Below are 21,544 nucleotides of genomic sequence, written 5' to 3' on the forward strand. Positions count from 1 at the left end.
GGCCGGGGGGGGTGGCGGGCCCCCCCCCCCCCCCAGGACAACGGTCACCTCACCGGCACCCGAACGGGTGGGTGGCGGGCAAAGAAATGGCCCCGCCCAGAAGGGCGGGGCCATTCGAGTTACCGCCGGGCAACACCTTCGGCCCGCGCGGCCGCGGCCACCGCCGCGGTCACCGCCGGGGCGACCCGCTCGTCGAACGGGGAGGGGATGACGTAGTCGGCGGCAAGATCGTCGCCGACGACCGACGCCAGCGCCTCCGCCGCCGCGATCTTCATCCCCTCCGTGATCCGGGAGGCCCGCACCTGGAGCGCGCCCGCGAAGATCCCGGGGAACGCCAGCACGTTGTTGATCTGGTTCGGGAAGTCCGACCGCCCGGTCGCGACGACCGCCGCGTACTTGTGGGCGATGTCGGGGTGCACCTCCGGGTTCGGGTTGGCCATGGCGAACACGAACGCGCCCTCGGCCATGGAGGCGACGGCCTCCTCCGGGACCGTACCGCCGGAGACGCCGATGAAGACGTCGGCGCCGGCCAGCGCGTCCTCCAGGGTGCCCTTGAGCCCGGCCTTGTTGGTGAACCCGGCCACCTCGCGCTTGACGGCGGTGAGGTCGTCACGATCCGCCGAGATGATGCCCTTGCGGTCGGCCAGGGCGACGTCCCCGATGCCGGCCTCGACCAGCATCTTGGCGATCGCGACCCCGGCCGCGCCGGCGCCCGAGATCACCGCCCGCAGCTGGCCGATCTCCCGGCGGCTGAGCCGCGCCGCGTTCCGCAGCGCCGCCAGCGTCACGACGGCCGTGCCGTGCTGGTCGTCGTGGAAGACCGGGATGTCGAGCCGCTCCTGGAGCTTGCGCTCGATCTCGAAGCACCGCGGCGCCGAGATGTCCTCCAGGTTGACCCCGCCGAAGGACGGGGCGAGCCGGACGACGGTCTCCACGATCTCGTCGACGTCGGTGCAGGCGAGGGCGATCGGGACCGCGTCCACGCCGCCGAACTGCTTGAAGAGGATCGCCTTGCCCTCCATCACCGGGAGGGATGCCTCGGGGCCGATGTCCCCGAGTCCGAGCACGGCCGTACCGTCGGTGACGACGGCCACGACGGACGACTTCCATGTGTAGTCGTTGACCAGCTCGGGCTGTTCCGCGATCGCGGTGCACACGCGCGCGACTCCGGGCGTGTACGCGAGGGAAAGGTCGTCCTTGTCACGGATCGGCACGGTGGCCTGCACGGCCATCTTGCCGCCGCGGTGCAGGGCGAACACCGGATCGAAGGAATCGAGGGGCTCGGCCCCACCGTCCTGGTCCGAATTGCCCGACGCGCTGTCGCTGCGAGGATTGACGATCTCCGCTGCCACTTGTCTTACCCCTTAGGTATGCATGGTTGAGGGTCGGCCACTCCCGGTGAGGAAGTGGACGGGCACCGCGCAGGGCCCGATGACTGATACGTACGAGTGGCACGCACGAGCACCTGCGCGACGGGCGCGCCGCACACGCGCCCTGGAGCCCCGGATGAGGGGTGTAAAGAACCTTCTTACCGGACGGACGGCGCCCACGACGAGTCGAATAGGCGCAAGGTCACATCACGGATGTCGTAGGTAGCCGACAGATGAGCGGCCGAGTGACCGGCGGACGGCCACGAGGCACAGCCCGGGATGAACCGGCGGTGAACCGAAGATCTTCCGGCCGGAAGGTCGGATTCCCGCAGATGTGCGGGGCGGCGGGTCGAGGAAGGACCGGCCTGACGCGTCACGGGGGTCACCCGTTATCCGATTTTGACATGGTGACACGTCTGCTTGGAGCAATCCCAATGGCAGGATGCCGTAAACCCACGAGGTCGCGACACCCGAAGGTGTGTGTTTCCGTCGACCCATCGGCATATCGACATATCAGGCATCTCGGTATATCGGCTTGTTCAACCCACCGCCGGAGGAACCCACCATGACCGCAAGCTCCACCCGTCGTACCACTGTCGCGCGCTCCAGGACCGCAGCGTTCGGTGCGATCGCGGTCGCAGGCGCCCTGATCCTCACCGGCTGCGGTGACCAGACGGACAAGGGCAGCGACAGCGGCTCCTCCTCGACGTCCTCGGCCCCGCTGGCGAGCAAGCTGCCCGACGACATCCGCAAGGCCGGCGTGATCAAGGTGGGCTCGGACATCGCCTACCCGCCGGTCGAGTACATGCAGAGCGGCAAGGCCGTAGGTGTCGACCCGGACATCGCGGACGCGCTGGGCAAGCAGCTGGGTGTGAAGTTCGAGTTCCAGAACGGCAAGTTCGACAACCTGATCGTGGGCCTGCAGGCCAACCGCTTCAACGTGATCATGTCGGCGATGAACGACACCAAGGACCGCCAGAACGGCATCGACTCCGACACCGGCAAGAAGGTCGGCAACGGCGTCGACTTCGTCGACTACTTCACCGCCGGCACCTCGATCCTGGTCCAGAAGGGCAACCCGAAGGGCATCAAGTCGCTGGACGACCTGTGCGGCAAGGTCGTGGCCCTGCAGAAGGGCACCACGTCCGAGGGCATCGCCAAGGCTCAGAGCGAGAAGTGTACGAAGGACGGCAACAAGGCCATCGACCTCCAGACCTTCGACACCGACCCCGAGGCGCTGCTCCGTCTGAAGCAGGGCGCCTCCGTCGCCGACCTGAACGACTTCCCGGTGGCCGCCTACAACGCCAAGACCTCCGGCGGCGGCAAGGACTTCGAGGTCGTCGGCGAGCAGATCGAGGCCGGTCCGTACGGCATCGCGATCAGCAAGGACAACACCCAGCTGCGCGACGCGCTCCAGGCCGCCGTGGCCGCCATCATCAAGAACGGCGACTACCAGAAGATCCTGGAGAAGTGGAACGTCGCGCAGGGCGCGGTCACCGAGGCCAAGACCAACGGCGGCTCCTGAGCGGCCGGGCACGACTGAAGGGCCGTCACTGTGACTGACACGGTCGACAAGACTCCGGCGCCGTCCGTGCCGCCGGAGCAGATCAAGGCCATCCCGGTGCGCCACTACGGGCGCTGGGTGTCCGGCGTCGTGGTCGTCGCCCTCGTGGTGCTGATCGGGATCGCCTTCTCCAACGCGAAGATCAACTACAGCGTCATCCCCGACTACCTCTTCGACCAGGGCATCGTCTCCGGCGCCTGGACCACGCTCTACATCTCGGTGCTGGCCATGGTGCTCGGCGTCGCGCTCGGCGTGGTCCTCGCCGTGATGCGGCTGTCGTCGAACCCGGTCACCAGCACGGTGTCCTGGTTCTACATCTGGTTCTTCCGCGGCACCCCGGTCCTGGTCCAGCTGCTGCTCTGGTACAACATCGCGCTCGTCTTCCCCATCCTGAACCTGGGGTTCTACAAGGACGAGATGAACCAGGTGATGACGCCGGTCCTCACCGCCCTGCTGGGGCTCGGCCTGAACGAGGCCGCGTACATGTCGGAGATCGTCCGCGCCGGCATCCAGTCGGTCGACGAGGGGCAGACCGAGGCCTCGCACGCGCTGGGGATGACCCAGAGCCAGACGCTGCGCCGGGTGATCCTCCCGCAGGCCATGCGGGTCATCATCCCGCCGACCGGCAACGAGTTCATCAACATGCTGAAGACCTCGTCGCTGGCCTACGCGGTCCAGCTCCCCGAGCTGATCAAGAAGGCCACGGACATCTCCAGCACCTCGCTGGCGGTCGTCGAGATGTACTTCGTCGCCTGCATCTGGTACCTGTTCCTGACCACGATCTTCAGCATCGTCCAGTACTACATCGAACGCCGTTACGCCCGCGGCTCCTCGCGCAACCTCCCGCCCACCCCGCTGCAGCGGCTGCGGAAGAATCTGGCCCAGTGGGGTTCGTTCCGCCGCCCGGAGGTGGCCCGATGAGCGGTCTCGCCAAGGACATCACCCCGCCGAGCAGCGGCGCCCCGATGGTCAAGGCCGAGGGCGTGCACAAGTCGTTCGGGCTGTCGCACATCCTCAAGGGCATCGACCTGGAAGTGCTGCCGCGCGAGGTGTTCTGCCTGATCGGCCCGTCCGGTTCCGGCAAGAGCACGTTCCTGCGGTGCATCAACCATCTGGAGAAGATCAGCGCCGGCCGGCTGTACGTCGACGGCCGTCTGGTCGGCTACCGCCAGCACGGCGACAAGCTCTACGAGCTGAAGGAGAAGGAGGTCGCGGCGCAGCGACGGGACATCGGCATGGTGTTCCAGCGCTTCAACCTCTTCCCGCACATGACGGCCCTGGAGAACGTCATGGAGGCGCCGGTCCAGGTCAAGCGCGAGTCCAGGGCGGTGGCCCGGGAGCGCGCGGAGCGGCTCCTGGACCGGGTGGGCCTCGGCGACCGCAAGGGCCACTACCCGGCGCAGCTCTCCGGCGGCCAGCAGCAGCGCGTCGCGATCGCCCGCGCCCTCGCCATGCAGCCGAAGCTGATGCTCTTCGACGAGCCGACCTCCGCGCTCGACCCGGAGCTGGTCGGCGAGGTCCTGGACGTGATGCGGGACCTGGCCGAGGACGGCATGACGATGATCGTCGTCACCCACGAGATGGGCTTCGCCCGCGAGGTCGGCGACAGCCTGGTCTTCATGGACGACGGCGTGGTGGTCGAGTCCGGCCACCCGCGCGACGTTCTGACCAACCCCCAGCACGACCGCACGAAGTCGTTCCTGTCGAAGGTGCTGTAGCGAGTACGACGATTCCCTCGCGGTACGACGCGAAGTCGCGGTGCGACGGGAAAGGGGCGGTACGAGGATGCTCGTACCGCCCCTTCGCGCTTCGGGCTTCGGCGCTCCGCTCCGTCGGCGCCTACCTGACCGCGAGCAGCAGCGTGTCCGACGGCGAGCACCACACCGCCCGGGCCTCGCCGAAGCCCTTCTCCCGCAGCACGCGTGCGTGCCAGGCCGCCGGGGGCATCTCGCCCTCCGCGTGCTCGCCGTAGATCTCGAACCGGCGGGCCGTCGGCCCGGCCAGTACCGGGTCCTGCGCGGCCAGCTGCCACCACTCGGCCCAGTCGAGCGCTCCCGACTCCTTGGCCTGATCCATACGGCGATGCCGCTGCGCCCGTTCCGCCGCGTTGATCCGGGGCGTGCTGTCGTCGATCATGTGGTCCGCGTTCATGAAGACACCGCCGTCGCGGACGAGTTCCGCGACCTGACCGTAGAGGGCCGCGAGGGGTTCGCTGTGCAGCCAGTGCAGGGCCGTGGCGGTCAGGACGGCGTCGTACGAGTCGTACGGCAGCCCCGCGCTCCACTCGGGGTCCTTGAGGTCGGCGGTGACGAACGTGGCCCGCTCGTCACCCGCGAAGGTGCCCTCGGCGATGGCGAGGAGGGCCGGGTCGAGGTCGACTCCGACGCTCACCGCCGCCGGGAAGCGGTCGAGCAGCCGGGCGGTGATGCTGCCGGTGCCGCACGCCAGGTCGAGGACCCGCGGGGCCGTACCGACGAGCGCCTCGACCATGTCGAGCATGATCCGGAACCGTTCCTCACGGTCCGGCATGTACCACTCCTGCTGCCGGTCCCAGCTCTCCTGCCAGGCCCGCCAGTCGGCCCCGGTCGTGGTCGTCTGCGCGTCCGTCATGGCAACCCTCCGCCGTACGAGTCCCGTAATACCCTGGAAGCACGACCGGCTGTTACCCGACCGCACCACTGACCGTAGAACACCCCCGTAAGGACTACAAGTGGAACTGGCCTATTACTCGGACTACGCCGTCCGACTCGTCAACAGCGAGGAACCGGCCCGGGGCAAGGACTCCCTGACCTCGGTCGAGGCCGTCCGCGACCTCTTCGGGGTCAACGCGTCGGCGGCCCGCCGCACCACCGACGCCGATGTCACCCGCTTCCGCTCGGTACGGGCCCGGCTGCGCGCGGTCTTCGAGGCGGCCGACAGGGGCGACGAGACGCTGGCCGTGGACCTGCTGAACTCACTGCTGCTCGAATTCCCGGTGTCACCGCAGATCTCCGGCCACGACCACCGGGACGAGGACGACCGCCCGCTGTGGCACATGCACCTGGCCGACCACCCCTCCAACGCCACCGCGGGCTATGCGGCGATCGCGGCGATGGGCCTGGCCTTCCACCTCACCGAGTACGGCGTCGACCGGCTCGGCCTGTGCGAGGCGGCGCCGTGCCGCAACGCCTACCTCGACACCTCCACCAACCGCTCCCGGCGCTACTGCTCGGACCGCTGCGCGACCCGCGCCAACGTGGCCGCCTACCGGGCCCGCAAACGCCTGGAGGCGGACCGGCCCGACCTGCCCGAGCGGTCGGCGAGCACCGGGCGGGCCGCCGAGAGCGCCCAGCGCGCCAGCGCCAGCGGCGAACGCTGACCGGCCCGGAGCGGCCGCCAGCGGAACAGGGCGCGGCCGAGGATCAGTTCCTCCGGCACGGTCCCGTAGTCGGTGCTGTCCCCGCCCGCGTACGCGTTGTCCCCGAGCACCCACCAGCCGCCCTCGCGCATCTCCACGGCCCGCTTGACGACCAGCAGGTCCTGCTGGAAAGGATGGCGCAGGACGACGACGTCACCGGCCCTCACCCGGGCCCCGTACCGCACCAGGAGCTGATCCCCCTGGTACAGCGTGGGCACCATCGACGGGCCGGTCACCTCGGCCAGCCCGAAGGGCGCGGCGCCCCTCCCCCGCTCGGTCTCCTGCGACAGCTCCGGCATCGCCGGCACCTCCCCGGTCCGTTCCTCCACCAGTCTCAGTCTGACCCTGGACTTTTGTCCTAAGCCCATGGGGGCACTCGCGAAATCAGGCTTCCCAGGGAGTAATGTCCCACCTGAGAAGACGATCACGAGGAAGGAATGCTCCATGCTTTCCCGCCTGTTTGCCCCCAAGGTCAAGGTCAGCGCACACTGCGACCTGCCCTGCGGTGTGTACGACCCGGCCCAGGCCCGCATCGAGGCGGAGTCGGTGAAGGCCGTGCAGGAGAAGATGGCCGCCAACGACGACCCGCACTTCCAGGCTCGCGCCACCGTCATCAAGGAGCAGCGCGCCGAGCTTGCCAAGCACCACGTGTCGGTGCTCTGGAGTGACTACTTCAAGCCCCCGCACTTCGAGAAGTACCCCCAGCTGCACGTTCTGGTGAACGACACCCTGAAGGCCCTGTCCGCCGCCAAGGCGTCCACGGACCCGAAGACCGGCGAGAAGGCCCTGGAGCTCATCGCCGAGATCGACAAGATCTTCTGGGAGACCAAGAAGGCCTGACCTTCCGGTCCACCAGCCCGCACCCGGCCCGCAGGCCGCCGCCCACGGCGTCCAAGGCGGCCCGGGTGCGGTCGTTTTCCCCGGAACAGGTGGAGGCCCTCACCGGACGCTTCGTCGCGGCGGTCGGGTGCGGATCATGCGGAAGAGGCCGGCGCCCCGCGCCGAGCCCCGTTCAACGGGTTTCGCAAGCAAAGAGGCCGGCCGGGGAACCGGCCGGCCTCTTCGGGGTCGGGGCTAGTGGTGGTCGTCCTCGCCGGCCTCCAGGAGGCCCGCCGCCGCACCCACGATCCTCGGGTCCGGGCTGCCGACGACCTCCTCGTCCTTGTTGGCGTAGTCGAAGCGGGCCAGAACGCTGCGCATGGCCTCGACGCGGGCCCGCTTCTTGTCGTTGCTCTTGACCACCGTCCAGGGGGCGTACTCGGTGTCCGTCTCCCGGAACATCGCGACCTTCGCGGCCGTGTAGTCGTCCCAGCGGTCCAGCGAGGCCAGGTCCATCGGGCTGAGTTTCCACTGCCGTACCGGGTCGACCTGGCGGATGGTGAAGCGGGTCCGCTGCTCGCTCTGCGAGACCGAGAACCAGAACTTCACCAGGTCCACCCCGTCGTCCACCAGCATCCGCTCGAACAGCGGGGCCTGACGCATGAAGCGCCGGTACTCGTCGTCCGAGCAGAAGCCCATGACCCGCTCGACGCCGGCCCGGTTGTACCAGGACCGGTCGAAGAGGACGATCTCACCGGCCGTCGGGAGGTGTTCGACGTAGCGCTGGAAGTACCACTGGCCGCTCTCGCGCTCGGAGGGCTTCTCCAGCGCCACCACCCGCGCGCCACGGGGGTTCAGGTGCTCCGTGAAGCGCTTGATGGTGCCGCCCTTGCCGGCCGCGTCCCGTCCCTCGAAGACGATGACTATCCGGCGCCCGGTCTCCTTGATCCAGGTCTGCAGCTTCAGCAGTTCGATCTGCTGGAGCCGCTTGTGCCACTCGTACTCCTTGCGCTCCATGCGCTGCGGGTACGGGTAGTTCTCCCGCCAGGTGTCGATCGGGGATCCGTCCGGGCGGATGAGTACGGGGTCGTCCGGGTCGCTGTAGTCGACCTTCAGGTCGGCCAGGTCGGACAGCAGGTCCGGCGTCGTCATCCAGTCCTCCTCAGCGGCTTGTGGGTCAGTGGAACTGCGGCACGATCAGGTAGATGCCGTACGCCACCACCGCCGCGCAGGCGAGGAAGCACAGCCCCGCCTGGGCGGCGCCCACGGCGCTGGTGCCGCCCTGCTCCTTGGCCCCCTCGTGGCGGGCGAGCCCGAGGACGCCGAAGGCGAAGACAACCACCACTGCGAATGTAACTCCGATGCTCACCGCGGTGACCTCGCCGAGTGCGGTCCAGTCGATGTTCATGGGGACTCCCTCACTCAGGCGGCGGTGCCGACGTTGGACGGGGGCGTGGTGCGGACGGCGACCTCGTGGCCGTCGTTGACATTCTTGGCGTCGATCGGGTTGCGACGCGACAGCAGGACGATGCCCGCCGCGAGCGCGGCGCCGACCAGCGCGACCACGATCGTGCCGAAGTTGCCGCCGTGCTTGACCGCGGCCGCGGAGAGGCCGCCGACCAGCGCGGCACAGGGCAGGGTGATCAGCCAGGCGGCCACCATGCGGCCGGCGATGCCCCAGCGGACCTCCGCGAGCTTGCGGCCGAGGCCCGCGCCGAGGATGGAACCGGAGGCGACCTGCGTGGTGGACAGGGCGAAGCCCATGTGGGCCGAGGTCAGGATGACGGCCGTGGAGGCGGTCTCCGCCGCGAAGCCCTGCGGGGACTGGATCTCGGTCAGGCCCTTGCCCATGGTGCGGATGATCCGCCAGCCGCCGATGTAGGTGCCGAGGGCGATGGCGAGCCCGGCGGTGAAGATGACCCAGACCGGTGGGCCGGAATCGCCCGGGAGCGCACCGACGGAGATGAGGGTCAGGGTGATGATGCCCATGGTCTTCTGGGCGTCGTTGGTGCCGTGCGCGAGCGAGACCAGCGAGGCCGAGCCGATCTGCCCGAGCCGGAATCCCTTGGTCACCGAGGACTCGCGGCCGCGGGCGGTGAGTTTGTAGGCGCAGTACGTCGCGATCAGCGCGGCGATGCCCGCCACCACCGGCGAGGCGAACGCCGGGATGATGATCTTCTCGAGAACCTTGTCGAAGTTGACCGCGCCGGAGCCGGCGCCGACCCACACCGCGCCGATCAGCCCGCCGAACAGAGCGTGCGAGGAACTGGAGGGCAGTCCGACCAGCCAGGTGAGCAGATTCCAGAGGATCGCACCCACCAGCCCCGCGAAGATCATCCCTGGGGTCACCTTGGCGTCGTTCACAATGCCGCCGGAGATCGTCTTGGCGACCTCCGTCGAGAGGAAGGCTCCGACCAGGTTCAGCACCCCGCTGATCAGAACGGCCGTCTTCGGTTTGAGCGCACCTGTCGCGATGGACGTGGCCATCGCGTTCGCCGTGTCGTGGAACCCATTGGTGAAGTCGAAAGCAAGCGCAGTGACGATCACGACCGCCACGAGGAACGTGATGTGGTCCATTCCTTTATGCAAACAAGCGCGAGCCAATTGCGCGAGAACCGGAGGCAAACGAAGGCTCAAGAACAGACCCGGTCCGTGGGCGCGATGTGCATGCCATGCTGAGGCCATGACCCTGGAGGACCTGAGGCGGCTGCGCCGAACGCGCGACCGCATGGACCGCGAGTACGCCGAGCCGCTCGACATGACCGAGCTCGCGCGGACGGCCCTCATGTCGCCGGGGCACTTCCAGCGCAGCTTCCGCAAGGCCTTCGGCGAGACGCCGTACAGCTATCTCATGACCCGGCGGGTCGAACGGGCCAAGGCGCTGCTGCGGCGCGGCGACCTCACCGTGACGGAGGTGTGCATGGCCGTCGGCTGTACGTCGCTCGGATCCTTCAGCTCGCGGTTCACCGAACTGGTCGGGGAGACGCCGAGCGCGTACCGGGCGCGGGACCACGAGGAGAGCACGGTGATCCCGTCCTGCGTGGCCCGTACGTTCACCCGGCCCCGTCGCCGCCCGTATTGACCAGGTCACGTTCCGCTGCCCCGGCCCTACACTGGCCGTCAAGGTCAACACCGTTGCCCGACAAGGTCTGTGCACGCACCGGGGGGATCCGTGGCAAATGCAATCATCTCTGTCCTGAGCCCCGAGCCGGTCGCGGACGCCGAGTCCCTGACCGACTGGCTCAGAGGCGAGCCGGCGCTCGCCGGCAAGGTCCGGCTGACCGGGGACGGCCCGGCCGAGGGGCAGCTGGGCGTCCCACTCGACACGGTGTCCGTACTGCTGGGCGCGGGCGGCCCGCTCACCGTGCTCGCGTCCTGCCTGCGCGCCTGGATCACCCAACCGCGCCGCAGCGACGTGAAACTGAGCGTCCGGCACGAGCGCGGCCCGGCCGTCGAGATCGACGCCAGGCGGGTCAGCCGCGAGGACGTGGCGGAGATCCTGCGGCAGGCCCTGGAGGAGCGGCCGGAACAGGGCGAGTGACGTGCGGCTCCCCGACCCCCACCGCTCCCGGGTCGTCCTGATCGGCGCGAGCCGCTACTCCGACCCGGCGCTGCCCGATCTGCCGGTGGTCGAGCGGACCGTCACCGATCTCGCCGGGCTGCTCACCGAACCTCCGTACCGGCTCGTCCCCGAGAGCCACTGCACGGTGTTGCTCGACGACGGCGACCTGCGCACGGTCGGCGACCGGCTGCGCGCCGCCGTCGGCGACGCCGAGGACCTCCTGCTGGTCTACTACGCCGGTCACGGCCTGGTCGCCGGGCGCCGGCACACCCTGTACCTGGCGCTGCCGGACAGCCGCTGGGAGGCGCCCGAGTTCAACTCCCTGGAGTACGACAAACTGCGCGACGCCGTCCTCGACTCCCCCGCCGAGACCAAGGTGGTCGTCCTCGACTGCTGTTTCTCCGGCCGGGCCGTCGGCGACTCGCTCAACGGCGACACCGGGCGGATCGACCGGCTGGAGGTGGCCGGCACCTACGTCCTGACCTCCGCCCAGCGCGACCAGGTCGCCCTCGCCCTCCCCGACGAGGAACACACCGCGTTCTCGGGCCGGTTGATACGACTGCTGCGCGAAGGCGTCGTCGGCGGGCCCGAGTTGCTCACGGTCGACGACCTCTACCGCCGGCTGAGCGCCGTCATGGCCGCCGAGGGCCTGCCCACCCCGCTCAACCGGGGCGCCGGCACGGCCGGTTCGATCGCCCTGGGCATCAACCGCGCGTTCGGCGCCACCGCCGGACCCGAGCTGCGCCGCCGCCACACGGCCGCCGTCGAGCAGGGCCGGGCCGGGGACTGGACCGGGGCCGCCGCGCTGCTCCGGGAGATCGTCGACGAACAGACCCGGATCCTGGGCGCCGAGCACGAGGACACCCTGCGCGGCCGCCAGTCCCACGCACACAGCCTCGGCGGCGCCGGCAGCCCCGTGACGGCGGCCGGGCTGCTGCGCCACCTCCTCGCCGACCAGCTGCGGTTGCTCGGCCCCGACCATGCGGACACCCTGCGCACCCGGCAGTTCCTCGCCGTCAACCTGGGCGAGGCGGGGCACCGGGAGGAGGCGGTCGGGATGCTCCGGGTGCTGCTCGCGGACCGGGGACGGGTGCTGGGCACGGACCATCCGCACACGCTGCGGACCCGGCATCTGCTGGCCCGCAACCTGGCCTTCGCGGACGGCCGGGAGGAGGCCCTGGCGCTGCTGCGGGAGGTGGTGGCGGTGCGGGAGCGGCTGCTGGGCCCGGAGCATCCGCACACCCGAAGAGCCCGGGAGGATCTGGCGGGGGTTGTGAACAGGTGGTGATCGACGGTAGGTGAGCGCGTTCTGGCACGAATGAGTGAGTCTTCGGGCGGTGGCGGGCGCACGCGCCGGGTGGAGAACGAAGTTTCTTGTCTCGAATGTGTGACCTTGGTCGGTGCTGGTCGTTGGGTGGGTGACGGAATTCGGCGACACCGAGTCGGGGGTGGGGCGGTGGGTGGGCTGCGGGAGGTGGCGGCACCGTTCGTGGTGCCCGGTCCTTCGGGGGTCGCGGTCCGTACCCGGCTCAAGGGTCTGGCCGGCGAGGACATGAAGGTGCTGTGCCTGGTCGGTGACCATCTGGGTTCGCTCGCCTCCCGTGATCTGAAGGCGCGGTGTGCGGCCGGGCTGGACCACGACAGCGAGCAGTGGGCGCAGCGCAAGCGCGCCCTCACCGAGGAGTCCTCCTCCCGCTGGGCCGGCAGCATCACGAAGGCCACCCACGATCAGTGGGCGCTCGCCCGGCGAGGTCGGCTCGCGCACATCCACAGCCTTCAGGACGGGGTGCAGACGATCAGGCACCGGCTGTCCCTGCCTCTGGGCGAGAAAGGTGGCAAGCGTGTTCCGGGCGGCTATCGCAGCAAACAGGAGTGGTTCGCCAAGTCCCGTCGCCTGCACGTCCTCGAAGACCGGCTTCAGGCCGCGCGAGCCGACTGGCAGGCAGGTGTTGTGCATGTGGTGCGCGGCGGGAAGCGGCTGCTGACCACCAAGCACCACCTGGAGCAGGCGCAGTTGGCCGAAGAGGAGTGGCGCACACGGTGGCGGGCCGGCCGCCGGTTCCTCCAGGCGGACGGCGAGTCCGGCAAGCGGTACGGCAACGAGACCATCCGTGTCACCCCCGGCGGCGAGGTCTCCCTCAAGCTCCCTACGCCGCTGGCGCACCTGGCCAACGCCCCGCACGGCCGGTACGTCCTGGCCGCGACGGTGTCGTTCGCGCACCAAGGCGAGCAGTGGGCCGGCCGGATCATCGCGAACCGTGCCGTCGCCTACCGCATCCATGAGGACACCGTGCGGGGACGCTGGTACCTCACCGCCTCCTGGACCATCCCACCGGTCCAGACCGTGCCGTTGGACGCGGCACGCGCGAACGGCCTGGTCGGCGTCGACACCAACGCCGACCACCTCGCCGCCTGGCACCTCGACCGGCACGGCAACCCCGTCGGCCAGCCGCTCCGGTTCGGCTACGACCTCACCGGTACCGCCCAGCACCGCGACGCCCAACTCCGGCACGCGCTGATCCGGCTGCTGCACTGGGCCAGACGCCATCGTCTCGCGATCGCCATCGAGGACCTCGACTTCACCGCCGAGACCACCCGGGAGAAGCACGGCCGCAAGAGGCGGTTCCGCAAGCTCATCTCCGGCATGCCCACCTCCCGGCTGCGGGCCCGACTGGTCAGCATGGCGGCCGAACTCGGCATCCCCGTCATCGCCGTCGACCCCGCCTACACCAGCAAGTGGGGCGCCCAGCACTGGCAGAAACCCCTCACCACCAAGACCAGGAAGACCACCCGCCACGACGCAGCCGCCGTGGCAATCGGAAGACGCGCCCTGGGACACCCGATCCGGCGACGGACGGCACCGCCCCGGCACCACCAGAGCGATGGTGCCGGGCATCGGACCGTCCAGGCCAGTTCGGCGGCCCCAGGACGTGAGGGAAACCGCCCACGCAACCCCGGACCACGGACACGATCCACTGGCGCCGGACGCGGAGCGAACGCGGTCAACCAGAACGCCCAACACCGTCCGGGGTGTTCGGCTGAGCACGAATCCTGGCAACAGGACTCACTCCCACTCAGTCTCTAGGAACGGTGAGTCATGTACGAGAGGTTCAGTGACCGGGCGCGGGACGTCGTCGACCTCGCCCGCGACGAGGCACGGGCGCTCAGGCACTGGTACGTCGAGCCCGGGCATGTCCTGCTCGGGCTGCTCGACGCGGACGAGACCGAGGTCGTACGACTGCTCGGCACACCCGCCGGACGGCTGCGCACGGCGTTGACCACGGCCCTGGGCAGGGGCACGGTCGAACCGGGCGACTTCCTGCCGCTGACCGGTGAGGCCACCGCCGTGTTCGAGCTGGCGGCCCAGGAGGCCGACCGGCTCGGTCACCGGCTCGTGCAGCCCTTTCACATCCTGTTCGCCCTGCTGGCCACCGCGAACACCGTGCTGGTGGACGTCCTCGCGGAACACCAGGTCGATCCCTGGCGGGTCCGCGCCTCCTTCACCGCCCCGGCCACCCCCGCCGCCCTGCTGGACTCCCTCACCCGGGATCCGGCCGCCGGCGCCGCGCCCGTCATCGGCCGGGCCGCGGAGATCGACCGGGTCCTGCGCACGCTCACCCGCCGCGACCGCCGGGTCCCGCTCCTCACCGGCCCGCCCGGCGTGGGCAAGAGGGCCGTGGCCGTGGGGGTCGCGCGGGCCGTCGAGGAGGGCCGGGTACCGGACGCCCTTCTCGGCCGCCGGGTCCGCGCCCTCGACCTGGGCGCCGTCCTGACCGACCCCCGCCACCGCGCCCGCGGCACCGCCCTGGTCGCCGGCCTCCTCGACGAGATCAGGGACAGCACCGGCCTCCTCCTCCACCTGCCCGGCGCCCTCACCCCGCTGCACCTGCCCGAGGGCACCACCACCCCCCTCGGCCTGCTCCGCCCGCTCCTGGAGACCCCGGGCGTGCTGGTCTTCGGCGACTGCGGACCCACGGACTACGACCGCCGGGACCCCGACCCCGGCCTCGACCGCCTCGTCCAGCCCGTCCCGCTCGAAGAACCGCCCGCGGCCGACGTACGCGAGATCCTCCGCGCCGGGCGGGCGCGCCTCGAGGAACACCACGCCGTGACACTCACCGACGAGGCCCTGGCGGCGGCCGCCGCCCTCGCCCACGACCACGTCCCCGACCGGGCGCTGCCCGGCTCGGCCCTCGGCCTCCTCGACGAGGCGGCGGCCCTGGCACGGGCCGACACCACCCACACCGCCCGCGCGAACCCGCCCCCGGACGGCCCGCCGGCCGTCACGGCCGCCCATGTCACCCGGGCCCTCGCCACCGCCTCGGGCATCCGCGCCCCCGACCCCACCGATCGGGCCGCCCCGCCCCCCGGCCACGACCCCTACGTCTGGGCCATGAGCTGACCCGGCACGGTCGGCCGTTTCCTCCTAGCCTGACCCCATGGACGTAAAACTCGCGCAGTGTTTCATCGCCGTCGACGACCACGACAAGGCCCTGGCCTTCTACCGGGACGTTCTCGGCCTGGAGGTCCACAACGACGTGGCGTTCGAGGGGATGCGCTGGGTGACCGTCGGGTCGCCCCAGCAGCCAGGCGTGGAGATCGTGCTGGAGCCGCCGGGCGCCAACCCGGACGCCTCCCCCGCCGACCGGCAGGCCATGGCGGAGTTGCTCGCCAAGGGGATGCTGCGCGGGGTGATCTTCTCCACCACCGACTGCGACGCGCTGTACGAACGGGTACGGGAACACGGCGGTGACGTGATCCAGGAGCCGACGGACCAGCACTGGGGGGTCCGGGACTGCGCGTTCCGGGACCCGGCGGGCAACCTGCTGCGCTTCACGGAACGCCGCGACAATTAGCCCCTCTACGATCCCCTCCATGACCATCCGCTGGACGTACGCCTTCGCCGACCGCCCCGCCGCGCACCTCGCCGCCGCCCAGGCCTTCTGGACGGCCGTCACGGGCACCTTCCTCTCCGCACCCCGCGGGGAGAACGACGAGTTCGTGACGCTGCTGCCGACCACCGGCGTCGACGCCTGCGTCAAGGTCCAGGGGGTCGACTCGGGGCCCGGCGGAGCCCACCTGGACCTCTGCGTGGAGGACGTGCCGGGGCTGGTGAAGCGGGCCCGGGAGCTCGGCGCCGAACCGGTCGCCGAGCACGAGGGCTGGGCCGTACTGCGGTCGCCGGCCGGGCAGTTGTGGTGCGCGGTGCCCTGGCAGGGCGAGTCGGTACGGCCGCCGGTCGTCGCGGGCAGCCGGCTCGACCAGGTCAGCCTCGACATCCCGCCGTCCGCGTACGAGACGGAGACCGCGTTCTGGGCGGAGCTGACCGGCTGGGAGCTGCTGACCGGTTCGCTGCCGGAGTTCCGGGTGCTCAGGCCGCCGGCCGGGCTGCCCGTGCGGATCCTGCTCCAGCGGCTGGCCGACGAGCGGGCCGCCACCGCCCACCTCGACCTGGCCTGCGCGGACATCGCGGCGACCCGGGCCAGGCACGAGGAACTCGGCGCCGTCCAGGTGGCCGACGGCCGGCACTGGACGGTGCTGCGCGACCCGGCGGGCGGTGTCTACTGCCTGACCGGCCGGGACCCGGAGACGGGCGGGCTCCCGAGCAGGGGCTAGCCCCAGGGCTCGACGTCCACCACGGCCGCGACCGGGATCGGCCCGTACACGTGCGGGAACTCCTCGCCGCCCGGCTCCGCCGCCTCCCACTTCACCGGTACACCGACCCGTGCCGGGTCCACGACCAGCACCACCAGCTCGTCCGGGCCGTCGTAGGAGCCGTACAGGAAGGCGGCTGTGCGCGGGAGTTGGTCGCGGGTGGAGCAGTGGATGAAGCCCTCCTCCTGGAGGGTGCGGCCGCGGGTGGACAGCTCGTAGCTGCCCCGCGCGCGGGCCTCTTCCCACAGGGAGCGCTCGGTGAGGTGCAGGATGTTCGGAAGTCCGGTCATACCGTAACGCTAGGGCGTCGCCGGGTCGTTCTTCCCGGCGGCCTCGGACGGCGGGGACTGCGGCGGCGGCTGCTCCCCCGCACGATTCCCGGCGCAGTCGGGATTACGGCAGGGACCGGGCCCCCAGACGGGAACCCACGCGCCCAGCGTCTTGTGCCGACGCACCACTGTCTCGACGGCCTGCCCGCACTCCGGACAGAGCCGCTCCTGGCTGTCCATATCTCCAGCCTAGGCCGAAACGGAGATCTCCGGGATCCGAAGGAAACCGGCAGAGCCCGGCAGAAGGGCGACGGGCCCCCGCCCAGTGGAAGTCGGCGGCCCACGCACGCCGTGGAAGGCGGCGGGTCCCACACCCCGTGGCAAACGACGGGCCCCGCACGCCGTGGGGATGTGCGGGACCCGTTGGGCCGGAGCCCCCGGGGAGCCGTGCGGGGTCAGGAGCCGCGCGGTTCCGGGGGCCCCGGGGTCTTCACCTGCTGCGCCGGGTCACGAACTCGGCGAGCGCGAGCAGACCGCCGGCGGACTCGGGGTCGGGCACGGCACGGGCGAGCTCCTGCATCGCCCGGGCCATCCGGTCGGCCGCCTCGGCCTGCGCCCAGTCACGGCCGCCTGCCCGCTCCACGGCCAGCGCCGTACGCGTGATCTCGTCGGCGTCGGCCTGCACCCGCGGCTTGGCGTACAGCTCGGCGAGTTCGCCCGCGGCCGGGGTACCGGAGGTGAGGGCCGCGACGACCGGCAGGGACTTCTTGCGGGCCGCCAGGTCCGCGCCGGCCGGCTTGCCGGTGCGCCGTGGATCTCCCCATATCCCGATGACGTCGTCGATCAGCTGGAAGGCGAGCCCGGCCTGCCGGCCGAAGCCGTCGAGCGCCGCCACCTCCTCCTCCGTCGCCCCCGCGTACAGCGCGCCCAGGGCGCAGGCGGAGCCGAGCAGCGCCCCGGTCTTGGCCTCGGCCATGACGAGCACCTCGTCGAGGGTGACCTCGCCGGGGGCCCGGTCCTCCATGGCCGTGTCCGCGTGCTGACCGGCGCACAGTTCGAGGACGCACTGTGCGAGCCGGGCGGCGGCCGGGCCGGACGCCGGGTGCGGATCCTCGGCGAGCAGCCGCAGGGCCAGCGCCTGGAGAGCGTCCCCGGCGAGGATCGCGTCGGCGTCGCCGAACACGGTCCACGCCGTGGGCCGGTGCCGGCGGGAGGTGTCCCGGTCCATGACGTCGTCGTGCAGCAGCGTGAAGTTGTGCACCAGCTCCACGGCGGCCGCGGCCGTTAGGGCGGCCGCGCGGGCTGCCGGTCCGCCGAGCGCGTCGGCGGCGGCGAGGACGAGGGCGGGCCGGATGGCCTTGCCCGCGTCGCCGGCCGCCGGGGTGCCGTCCGCGTGCTCCCACCCGAAGTGGTAGCGCGCGATCCGCCGCATCGAACCGGGCAACGAGTCGACGGCCGCGTGGAGTTCGGGGTCGACGGATGCCCGGGCCCGCTCGAGTATGGCCATCGCCTCGGCCCCGTCGAGTGCCTCGGACCCCTCCGGCGGCACCCCCGTGGCACGCTCCGGGCGCTCCGTCACGAACTCGGCCATGGCCTCCCCCTCGCGGAGTGCGCATACGGTGGCGTCTCCGCCCCGGCTCGGCACGTACCCCGAGGGTGTACCCGCCCCGGAGGGCGGGAACACGGCCGCGAAGTGCGGAAACGTCACCTCCAGCGGCCGATCTCGACGTTCTCCAGCACGCCGAGCGCGTCGGGGACCAGGACGGCCGCCGAGTAGTAGGCCGTGACCAGGTAGTTGATGATGGCCTGCTCGTTGATGCCCATGAAGCGCACCGAGAGGCTCGGCTCGATCTCGTCGGGGATCCCGGACTGGCGCAGCCCGATGACGCCCTGGTCCGCCTCGCCCGTACGCATGGCGATGATCGAGGTGGTACGGGCCTCGGAGACCGGGATCTTGTTGCACGGGTAGATCGGGACCCCGCGCCAGGTCGGGATGCGGTTGCCGCCGACCTCGACGGACTCGGGGACCAGTCCGCGCTTGTTGAGCTCACGGCCGAAGGCGGCGATCGCCCGCGGGTGGGCGAGGAAGAGCTTGGTGCCGCGGCGGCGGCTGAGCAGCTCGTCCATGTCGTCCGGGCTGGGCACGCCGTCGTGCGGCTGCAGCCGCTGGTCGTACTGGCAGTTGCTGAGCAGACCGAACTCCGCGTTGTTGATCAGCTCGTGCTCCTGGCGCTCCTTCAACGCCTCGACGGTGAGCCGGAGCTGATGCTCGGTCTGGTTCATCGGCTGGTTGTAGAGGTCGGCCACCCGGGTGTGGATGCGCAGCACGGTCTGGGCGATGCTCAGCTCGTACTCACGCGGCCGGGCCTCGTAGTCGACGAAGGTGTGCGGGATCTCGGGCTCGCCGCTGTGGCCGGCCGCGAGGGCGACCTCCTTCTCGCCGAACTTGTTGGTGCGCTGCTCGGGGATCGCGCGCAGCTGCTGAAGGTGCTCACGCAGCGAGTCGGCGCGCTCCGCGACCTGCTCGAAGTCCTGCCGGGACAGGGTCAGCACGGTGCAGGCCGTGTCCGCGCGGGCGGTGTACTCCCAGATGGCGTCCGGGTCGATCAGGCCCTGCTCGCCGAAGTGCGCGCCGTCGGCGAGGACGCCGAGCACCGCGTCGTCGCCGTACGGGCCGGTGCCGATCTTCTCGACACGGCCGTGGGCCAGCAGATAGACCTCCTCCGCCTGGCTGCCGAACGAGGCGATGACCTCGCCCGCGGCGAAGTCGCGCTGCCGGCAGCGCTGGGCCAGCTCCCCCAGCACCTCCTGGTCCTCGTACGACCGCAGGACGGGCAGCTCGCCCAGCTCCGCGGGGATGACCTCGACCCGGTCTCCGGTCTTCAGGAACGTGATACGGCCGTCACCGACCGTGTAGGTGAGCCGCCGGTTCACTCGGTACGTGCCGCCCTGGACATCGACCCAGGGCAGCGTCCGCAGCAGCCAGCGGGAGCTGATCTCCTGCATCTGGGGCGCGGACTTGGTCGTGGTGGCCAGGTTCCGCGCGGCCGCCGTGTCCAGAGACTGCTGCGGCTTGCCCTGATCCGTGCGGACCTCTTCGCCTACCGACATAAGGAAATGCCCTCCCATACCTGCGCGGACGCCGAACTGCCCACGCATCGGTCTCACCGGCCACCCTGTCATCACAGAACGTGTCCAGGCCATTACCCGAAAGAGCGGGAATAGATCATCGAACAAGTGGGCATGCCGGGCGAATATCCGCTCACCTGACCCGCGATATGGCGACTTGTCCGGATCGGCTCGCACACGATCCGAACACCTTCGTGGGGGCTGGTCCGGGACAGCCGACTTCTGTAGAAGGTTCGGGACAAGTCAGCACAAAAGCTAAGGAGGCGGTCATGGCCCCACCCATGTCCGCGGACGCTTTCCTCGACGCGTTGCGGAGCGAGGGCGTCACGGTCGTCGAGGTCGGCGACTGGCGAGAACACAACCGGAACCACAAGGGGCCCTGGGGCCCGGTGCACGGCGTGATGATCCACCACACGGTGACCCACGGCACCGAACCCACGGTCCGGATCTGCTACGACGGCCGCCCGGACCTCCCCGGCCCGCTCTGCCACGGCGTGATCACCAAGGACGGCACGGTCCACCTCGTCGGCCACGGCCGTGCCAACCACGCGGGACCGGGCGACGACGACGTCCTGCGCGCCGTGATCGCCGAGAAGGCCCTGCCCCCGGACAACGAGGCGAACACCGACGGCAACCGGCACTTCTACGGCTTCGAGTGCGAGAACCTGGGCGACGGCGAGGACCCCTGGCCCGAGGCCCAGCTGGAGGCGATCGAGAAGGTCGCCGCGGCGGTGTGCCGGCGGCACGGTTGGTCCGAGCGGTCGGTGATCGGCCACGCGGAGTGGCAGCCGGGGAAGGCGGATCCCCGTGGTTTCACGATGGCCTGGCTGCGCGAGCGCGTCCGGGACCGTCTGAAGTGACCCCCTGTGCACGCTCCGGGCGACAATGACGGCGTGACCAGCGCCGACATACTCACCCCCCGGCTCCCGTCCCCCCTCGAGGAGGTGGCCGACGACCGGTTCGCCCGCCACGGCGTCCGGCTCCTCCTCAAGCGGGACGACCTGATCCACCCGGAGCTGATCGGCAACAAGTGGCGCAAGCTGGTCCCGAACATCGAGGCGGCGGCCGGACGGCCGGTGCTCACCTTCGGCGGGGCGTACTCCAACCATCTGCGGGCGACGGCCGCGGCGGGGCGCCTGCTCGGTTTCCCGACGGTGGGCGTGGTCCGGGGCGAGGAACTGGCGGCCCGGCCGCTGAACCCCTCGCTGGCGCGGTGCGCGGCCGACGGCATGCGTCTGCACTTCGTCGACAGGTCGACGTACCGACGCAAGACCGAGCCGGAGGTGCTGGCCGCGCTGGCCCGGGCGACGGGAGCCGAGGACGCTTATGTGGTGCCGGAGGGCGGCAGCAACGCGGCCGCGGTACGCGGGTGCCGGGCCCTGGGCGGGGAGCTGCGCGGACGGGCCGACGTGGTGGCGATCGCGTGCGGAACCGGCGGCACGCTGGCCGGGCTCGCCGCCGGGCTGGGCGCGGGGCAGCGGGCACTGGGGGTGCCCGTGCTGCGGGGCGGGTTCCTGGCAGGGGAGACGGAGCGGCTCCAGCGGGAGGCGTTCGGGGGACGACGGGGGGACTGGTCGCTCGACGAGCGGTTCCACTTCGGCGGGTACGCGCGGAGGACGCCCGAACTCGACGACTTCGCCAGGAACTTCGAGGACCGGCACGGTCTGGCGGTGGAGCGGCTGTATGTCGCCAAATTGCTGTATGGGCTTGTCGAGCTGGCCGCGGAGGGCGCATTGCGGCGCGGGACCCGGGTGGCGGCGGTGATCACCGCCTGACCAG

At 70.8% G+C, this 21,544-nt stretch carries 24 protein-coding genes; 14 read left to right on the forward strand and 10 right to left on the reverse strand.

Annotation, left to right across the window (positions count from 1 at the left end; translation table 11 throughout):
- Nucleotides 1-119: 119 nt before the first annotated feature.
- Entirely contained in the window at nt 120-1,352 is a 1,233-nt protein-coding gene (locus tag ACWGJB_RS13585) for an NAD(P)-dependent malic enzyme (protein WP_453380345.1), read from the reverse strand.
- A 583-nt stretch (nt 1,353-1,935) separates the two neighbouring features.
- On the opposite strand from ACWGJB_RS13585, the gene ACWGJB_RS13590 reads away from it, so the two are divergent.
- From ACWGJB_RS13590 to ACWGJB_RS13600, 3 genes are read left to right on the forward strand one after another with little or no spacing between them, the layout of a single operon-like run.
- Nucleotides 1,936-2,895 (forward strand): ABC transporter substrate-binding protein, encoded by a 960-nt coding sequence (locus tag ACWGJB_RS13590; RefSeq protein WP_351705048.1) that lies wholly within the window; start codon nt 1,936-1,938, stop codon nt 2,893-2,895.
- Nucleotides 2,896-2,925: 30 nt separating this feature from the next.
- Entirely contained in the window at nt 2,926-3,855 is a 930-nt protein-coding gene (locus tag ACWGJB_RS13595; RefSeq protein WP_351705045.1) for an amino acid ABC transporter permease, read from the forward strand.
- Nucleotides 3,852-4,652: an amino acid ABC transporter ATP-binding protein gene (locus ACWGJB_RS13600; RefSeq protein WP_351705042.1), complete on the forward strand. Its 801-nt coding sequence runs from the start codon at nt 3,852-3,854 to the stop codon at nt 4,650-4,652. Before ACWGJB_RS13595 ends, ACWGJB_RS13600 begins: the two co-directional genes overlap by 4 nt.
- A gap of 121 nt (nt 4,653-4,773) precedes the next feature.
- Here ACWGJB_RS13600 and ACWGJB_RS13605 read toward each other — a convergent pair whose 3' ends face one another.
- Nucleotides 4,774-5,544, reverse strand: a complete 771-nt coding sequence (locus ACWGJB_RS13605) for a class I SAM-dependent methyltransferase (RefSeq protein ID WP_453380346.1) — start codon at nt 5,542-5,544, stop codon at nt 4,774-4,776.
- A 100-nt stretch (nt 5,545-5,644) separates the two neighbouring features.
- On the opposite strand from ACWGJB_RS13605, the gene ACWGJB_RS13610 reads away from it, so the two are divergent.
- A complete protein-coding gene (locus ACWGJB_RS13610; RefSeq protein ID WP_453380347.1) occupies nt 5,645-6,292 on the forward strand; it encodes a CGNR zinc finger domain-containing protein in 648 nt (215 codons plus the stop codon).
- Here the strand turns inward: ACWGJB_RS13610 and sodX are convergent.
- The gene (gene sodX / locus ACWGJB_RS13615) at nt 6,178-6,630 is read right to left on the reverse strand and encodes a nickel-type superoxide dismutase maturation protease (protein ID WP_453380652.1); all 453 of its coding nucleotides are present in this window, start codon (nt 6,628-6,630) and stop codon (nt 6,178-6,180) included. The genes ACWGJB_RS13610 and sodX overlap by 115 nt on opposite strands.
- Before the next feature lie 145 nt (nt 6,631-6,775).
- Here sodX and sodN point away from each other — a divergent pair, with 145 nt between their 5' ends.
- Nucleotides 6,776-7,171 carry a superoxide dismutase, Ni gene (sodN, locus tag ACWGJB_RS13620; protein ID WP_055634112.1) on the forward strand — a complete coding sequence of 132 codons (396 nt, stop codon included), beginning with the start codon at nt 6,776-6,778 and terminating at the stop codon, nt 7,169-7,171.
- 234 nt (nt 7,172-7,405) lie between these two features.
- Here sodN and ppk2 read toward each other — a convergent pair whose 3' ends face one another.
- The 3 genes from ppk2 to ACWGJB_RS13635 are packed head-to-tail and all read right to left on the reverse strand — an operon-like array spanning nt 7,406 to nt 9,727.
- The gene (gene ppk2, locus ACWGJB_RS13625) at nt 7,406-8,302 is read right to left on the reverse strand and encodes a polyphosphate kinase 2 (protein ID WP_450755082.1); all 897 of its coding nucleotides are present in this window, start codon (nt 8,300-8,302) and stop codon (nt 7,406-7,408) included.
- Between the two features lie 25 nt (nt 8,303-8,327).
- Entirely contained in the window at nt 8,328-8,558 is a 231-nt protein-coding gene (locus ACWGJB_RS13630; RefSeq protein ID WP_360477050.1) for a hypothetical protein, read from the reverse strand.
- 14 nt (nt 8,559-8,572) lie between these two features.
- Nucleotides 8,573-9,727, reverse strand: coding sequence for an anion permease (locus ACWGJB_RS13635; protein WP_453380348.1), 1,155 nt, complete (start codon nt 9,725-9,727; stop codon nt 8,573-8,575).
- A 106-nt stretch (nt 9,728-9,833) separates the two neighbouring features.
- On the opposite strand from ACWGJB_RS13635, the gene ACWGJB_RS13640 reads away from it, so the two are divergent.
- The 7 genes from ACWGJB_RS13640 to ACWGJB_RS13670 all read left to right on the forward strand — a co-directional run bounded on the left by ACWGJB_RS13640 (nt 9,834) and on the right by ACWGJB_RS13670 (nt 16,328).
- Entirely contained in the window at nt 9,834-10,232 is a 399-nt protein-coding gene (locus tag ACWGJB_RS13640; protein ID WP_453380349.1) for a helix-turn-helix transcriptional regulator, read from the forward strand.
- 90 nt (nt 10,233-10,322) lie between these two features.
- Entirely contained in the window at nt 10,323-10,691 is a 369-nt protein-coding gene (locus ACWGJB_RS13645) for an effector-associated constant component EACC1 (RefSeq protein ID WP_453380350.1), read from the forward strand.
- 1 nt (nt 10,692) lies between these two features.
- Complete coding sequence (locus tag ACWGJB_RS13650) at nt 10,693-12,000, forward strand: caspase, EACC1-associated type (protein WP_453380351.1); 1,308 nt, start codon at nt 10,693-10,695, stop codon at nt 11,998-12,000.
- A 168-nt stretch (nt 12,001-12,168) separates the two neighbouring features.
- Nucleotides 12,169-13,797, forward strand: a complete 1,629-nt coding sequence (locus tag ACWGJB_RS13655) for an IS200/IS605 family accessory protein TnpB-related protein (protein WP_453380352.1) — start codon at nt 12,169-12,171, stop codon at nt 13,795-13,797.
- 12 nt (nt 13,798-13,809) lie between these two features.
- Complete coding sequence (locus ACWGJB_RS13660) at nt 13,810-15,114, forward strand: Clp protease N-terminal domain-containing protein (protein WP_453380353.1); 1,305 nt, start codon at nt 13,810-13,812, stop codon at nt 15,112-15,114.
- Between the two features lie 37 nt (nt 15,115-15,151).
- Complete coding sequence (locus tag ACWGJB_RS13665) at nt 15,152-15,568, forward strand: VOC family protein (protein WP_384480609.1); 417 nt, start codon at nt 15,152-15,154, stop codon at nt 15,566-15,568.
- A 19-nt stretch (nt 15,569-15,587) separates the two neighbouring features.
- On the forward strand, nt 15,588-16,328 hold the full coding sequence (locus tag ACWGJB_RS13670) for a VOC family protein (RefSeq protein WP_453380354.1): 741 nt from the start codon (nt 15,588-15,590) through the stop codon (nt 16,326-16,328).
- On the opposite strand, the gene ACWGJB_RS13675 is transcribed toward ACWGJB_RS13670, so the two are convergent.
- The 4 genes from ACWGJB_RS13675 to ACWGJB_RS13690 all read right to left on the reverse strand — a co-directional run bounded on the left by ACWGJB_RS13675 (nt 16,325) and on the right by ACWGJB_RS13690 (nt 19,747).
- Complete coding sequence (locus ACWGJB_RS13675; RefSeq protein ID WP_453380355.1) at nt 16,325-16,657, reverse strand: DUF952 domain-containing protein; 333 nt, start codon at nt 16,655-16,657, stop codon at nt 16,325-16,327. The genes ACWGJB_RS13670 and ACWGJB_RS13675 overlap by 4 nt on opposite strands.
- A 9-nt stretch (nt 16,658-16,666) precedes the next feature.
- Nucleotides 16,667-16,876 carry a hypothetical protein gene (locus tag ACWGJB_RS13680; RefSeq protein WP_453380356.1) on the reverse strand — a complete coding sequence of 70 codons (210 nt, stop codon included), beginning with the start codon at nt 16,874-16,876 and terminating at the stop codon, nt 16,667-16,669.
- A 250-nt stretch (nt 16,877-17,126) separates the two neighbouring features.
- Nucleotides 17,127-18,227: a family 2 encapsulin nanocompartment cargo protein polyprenyl transferase gene (locus ACWGJB_RS13685; protein WP_453380357.1), complete on the reverse strand. Its 1,101-nt coding sequence runs from the start codon at nt 18,225-18,227 to the stop codon at nt 17,127-17,129.
- Nucleotides 18,228-18,340: 113 nt separating this feature from the next.
- A complete protein-coding gene (locus tag ACWGJB_RS13690) occupies nt 18,341-19,747 on the reverse strand; it encodes a family 2B encapsulin nanocompartment shell protein (RefSeq protein ID WP_450755067.1) in 1,407 nt (468 codons plus the stop codon).
- Between the two features lie 287 nt (nt 19,748-20,034).
- Here ACWGJB_RS13690 and ACWGJB_RS13695 point away from each other — a divergent pair, with 287 nt between their 5' ends.
- Both ACWGJB_RS13695 and ACWGJB_RS13700 read left to right on the forward strand, forming a co-directional pair.
- Entirely contained in the window at nt 20,035-20,625 is a 591-nt protein-coding gene (locus ACWGJB_RS13695; protein ID WP_453380358.1) for an N-acetylmuramoyl-L-alanine amidase, read from the forward strand.
- Between the two features lie 33 nt (nt 20,626-20,658).
- Nucleotides 20,659-21,540, forward strand: coding sequence for a 1-aminocyclopropane-1-carboxylate deaminase/D-cysteine desulfhydrase (locus ACWGJB_RS13700; protein WP_453380359.1), 882 nt, complete (start codon nt 20,659-20,661; stop codon nt 21,538-21,540).
- Nucleotides 21,541-21,544: the final 4 nt, after the last annotated feature.

The sequence above is a fragment of the Streptomyces sp. NPDC054813 genome, assembly GCF_053611365.1.

Excerpts from the sequence above, each read along its gene's own strand:
- sodN (WP_055634112.1), top strand. The coding sequence starts at position 6,776 with ATGCTTTCCCGCCTGTTTGCCCCCAAGGTCAAGGTCAGCGCACACTGC.
- ACWGJB_RS13605 (WP_453380346.1), bottom strand. The coding sequence starts at position 5,544 with ATGACGGACGCGCAGACGACCACGACCGGGGCCGACTGGCGGGCCTGG.
- ACWGJB_RS13640 (WP_453380349.1), top strand. The coding sequence starts at position 9,834 with ATGACCCTGGAGGACCTGAGGCGGCTGCGCCGAACGCGCGACCGCATG.
- sodX (WP_453380652.1), bottom strand. The coding sequence starts at position 6,630 with ATGCCGGAGCTGTCGCAGGAGACCGAGCGGGGGAGGGGCGCCGCGCCC.
- ACWGJB_RS13675 (WP_453380355.1), bottom strand. The coding sequence starts at position 16,657 with ATGACCGGACTTCCGAACATCCTGCACCTCACCGAGCGCTCCCTGTGG.
- ACWGJB_RS13695 (WP_453380358.1), top strand. The coding sequence starts at position 20,035 with ATGGCCCCACCCATGTCCGCGGACGCTTTCCTCGACGCGTTGCGGAGC.
- ACWGJB_RS13635 (WP_453380348.1), bottom strand. The coding sequence starts at position 9,727 with ATGGACCACATCACGTTCCTCGTGGCGGTCGTGATCGTCACTGCGCTT.
- ACWGJB_RS13690 (WP_450755067.1), bottom strand. The coding sequence starts at position 19,747 with ATGTCGGTAGGCGAAGAGGTCCGCACGGATCAGGGCAAGCCGCAGCAG.
- ACWGJB_RS13670 (WP_453380354.1), top strand. The coding sequence starts at position 15,588 with ATGACCATCCGCTGGACGTACGCCTTCGCCGACCGCCCCGCCGCGCAC.
- ppk2 (WP_450755082.1), bottom strand. The coding sequence starts at position 8,302 with ATGACGACGCCGGACCTGCTGTCCGACCTGGCCGACCTGAAGGTCGAC.
- ACWGJB_RS13600 (WP_351705042.1), top strand. The coding sequence starts at position 3,852 with ATGAGCGGTCTCGCCAAGGACATCACCCCGCCGAGCAGCGGCGCCCCG.
- ACWGJB_RS13685 (WP_453380357.1), bottom strand. The coding sequence starts at position 18,227 with ATGGCCGAGTTCGTGACGGAGCGCCCGGAGCGTGCCACGGGGGTGCCG.
- ACWGJB_RS13665 (WP_384480609.1), top strand. The coding sequence starts at position 15,152 with ATGGACGTAAAACTCGCGCAGTGTTTCATCGCCGTCGACGACCACGAC.
- ACWGJB_RS13590 (WP_351705048.1), top strand. The coding sequence starts at position 1,936 with ATGACCGCAAGCTCCACCCGTCGTACCACTGTCGCGCGCTCCAGGACC.
- ACWGJB_RS13680 (WP_453380356.1), bottom strand. The coding sequence starts at position 16,876 with ATGGACAGCCAGGAGCGGCTCTGTCCGGAGTGCGGGCAGGCCGTCGAG.
- ACWGJB_RS13660 (WP_453380353.1), top strand. The coding sequence starts at position 13,810 with ATGTACGAGAGGTTCAGTGACCGGGCGCGGGACGTCGTCGACCTCGCC.
- ACWGJB_RS13630 (WP_360477050.1), bottom strand. The coding sequence starts at position 8,558 with ATGAACATCGACTGGACCGCACTCGGCGAGGTCACCGCGGTGAGCATC.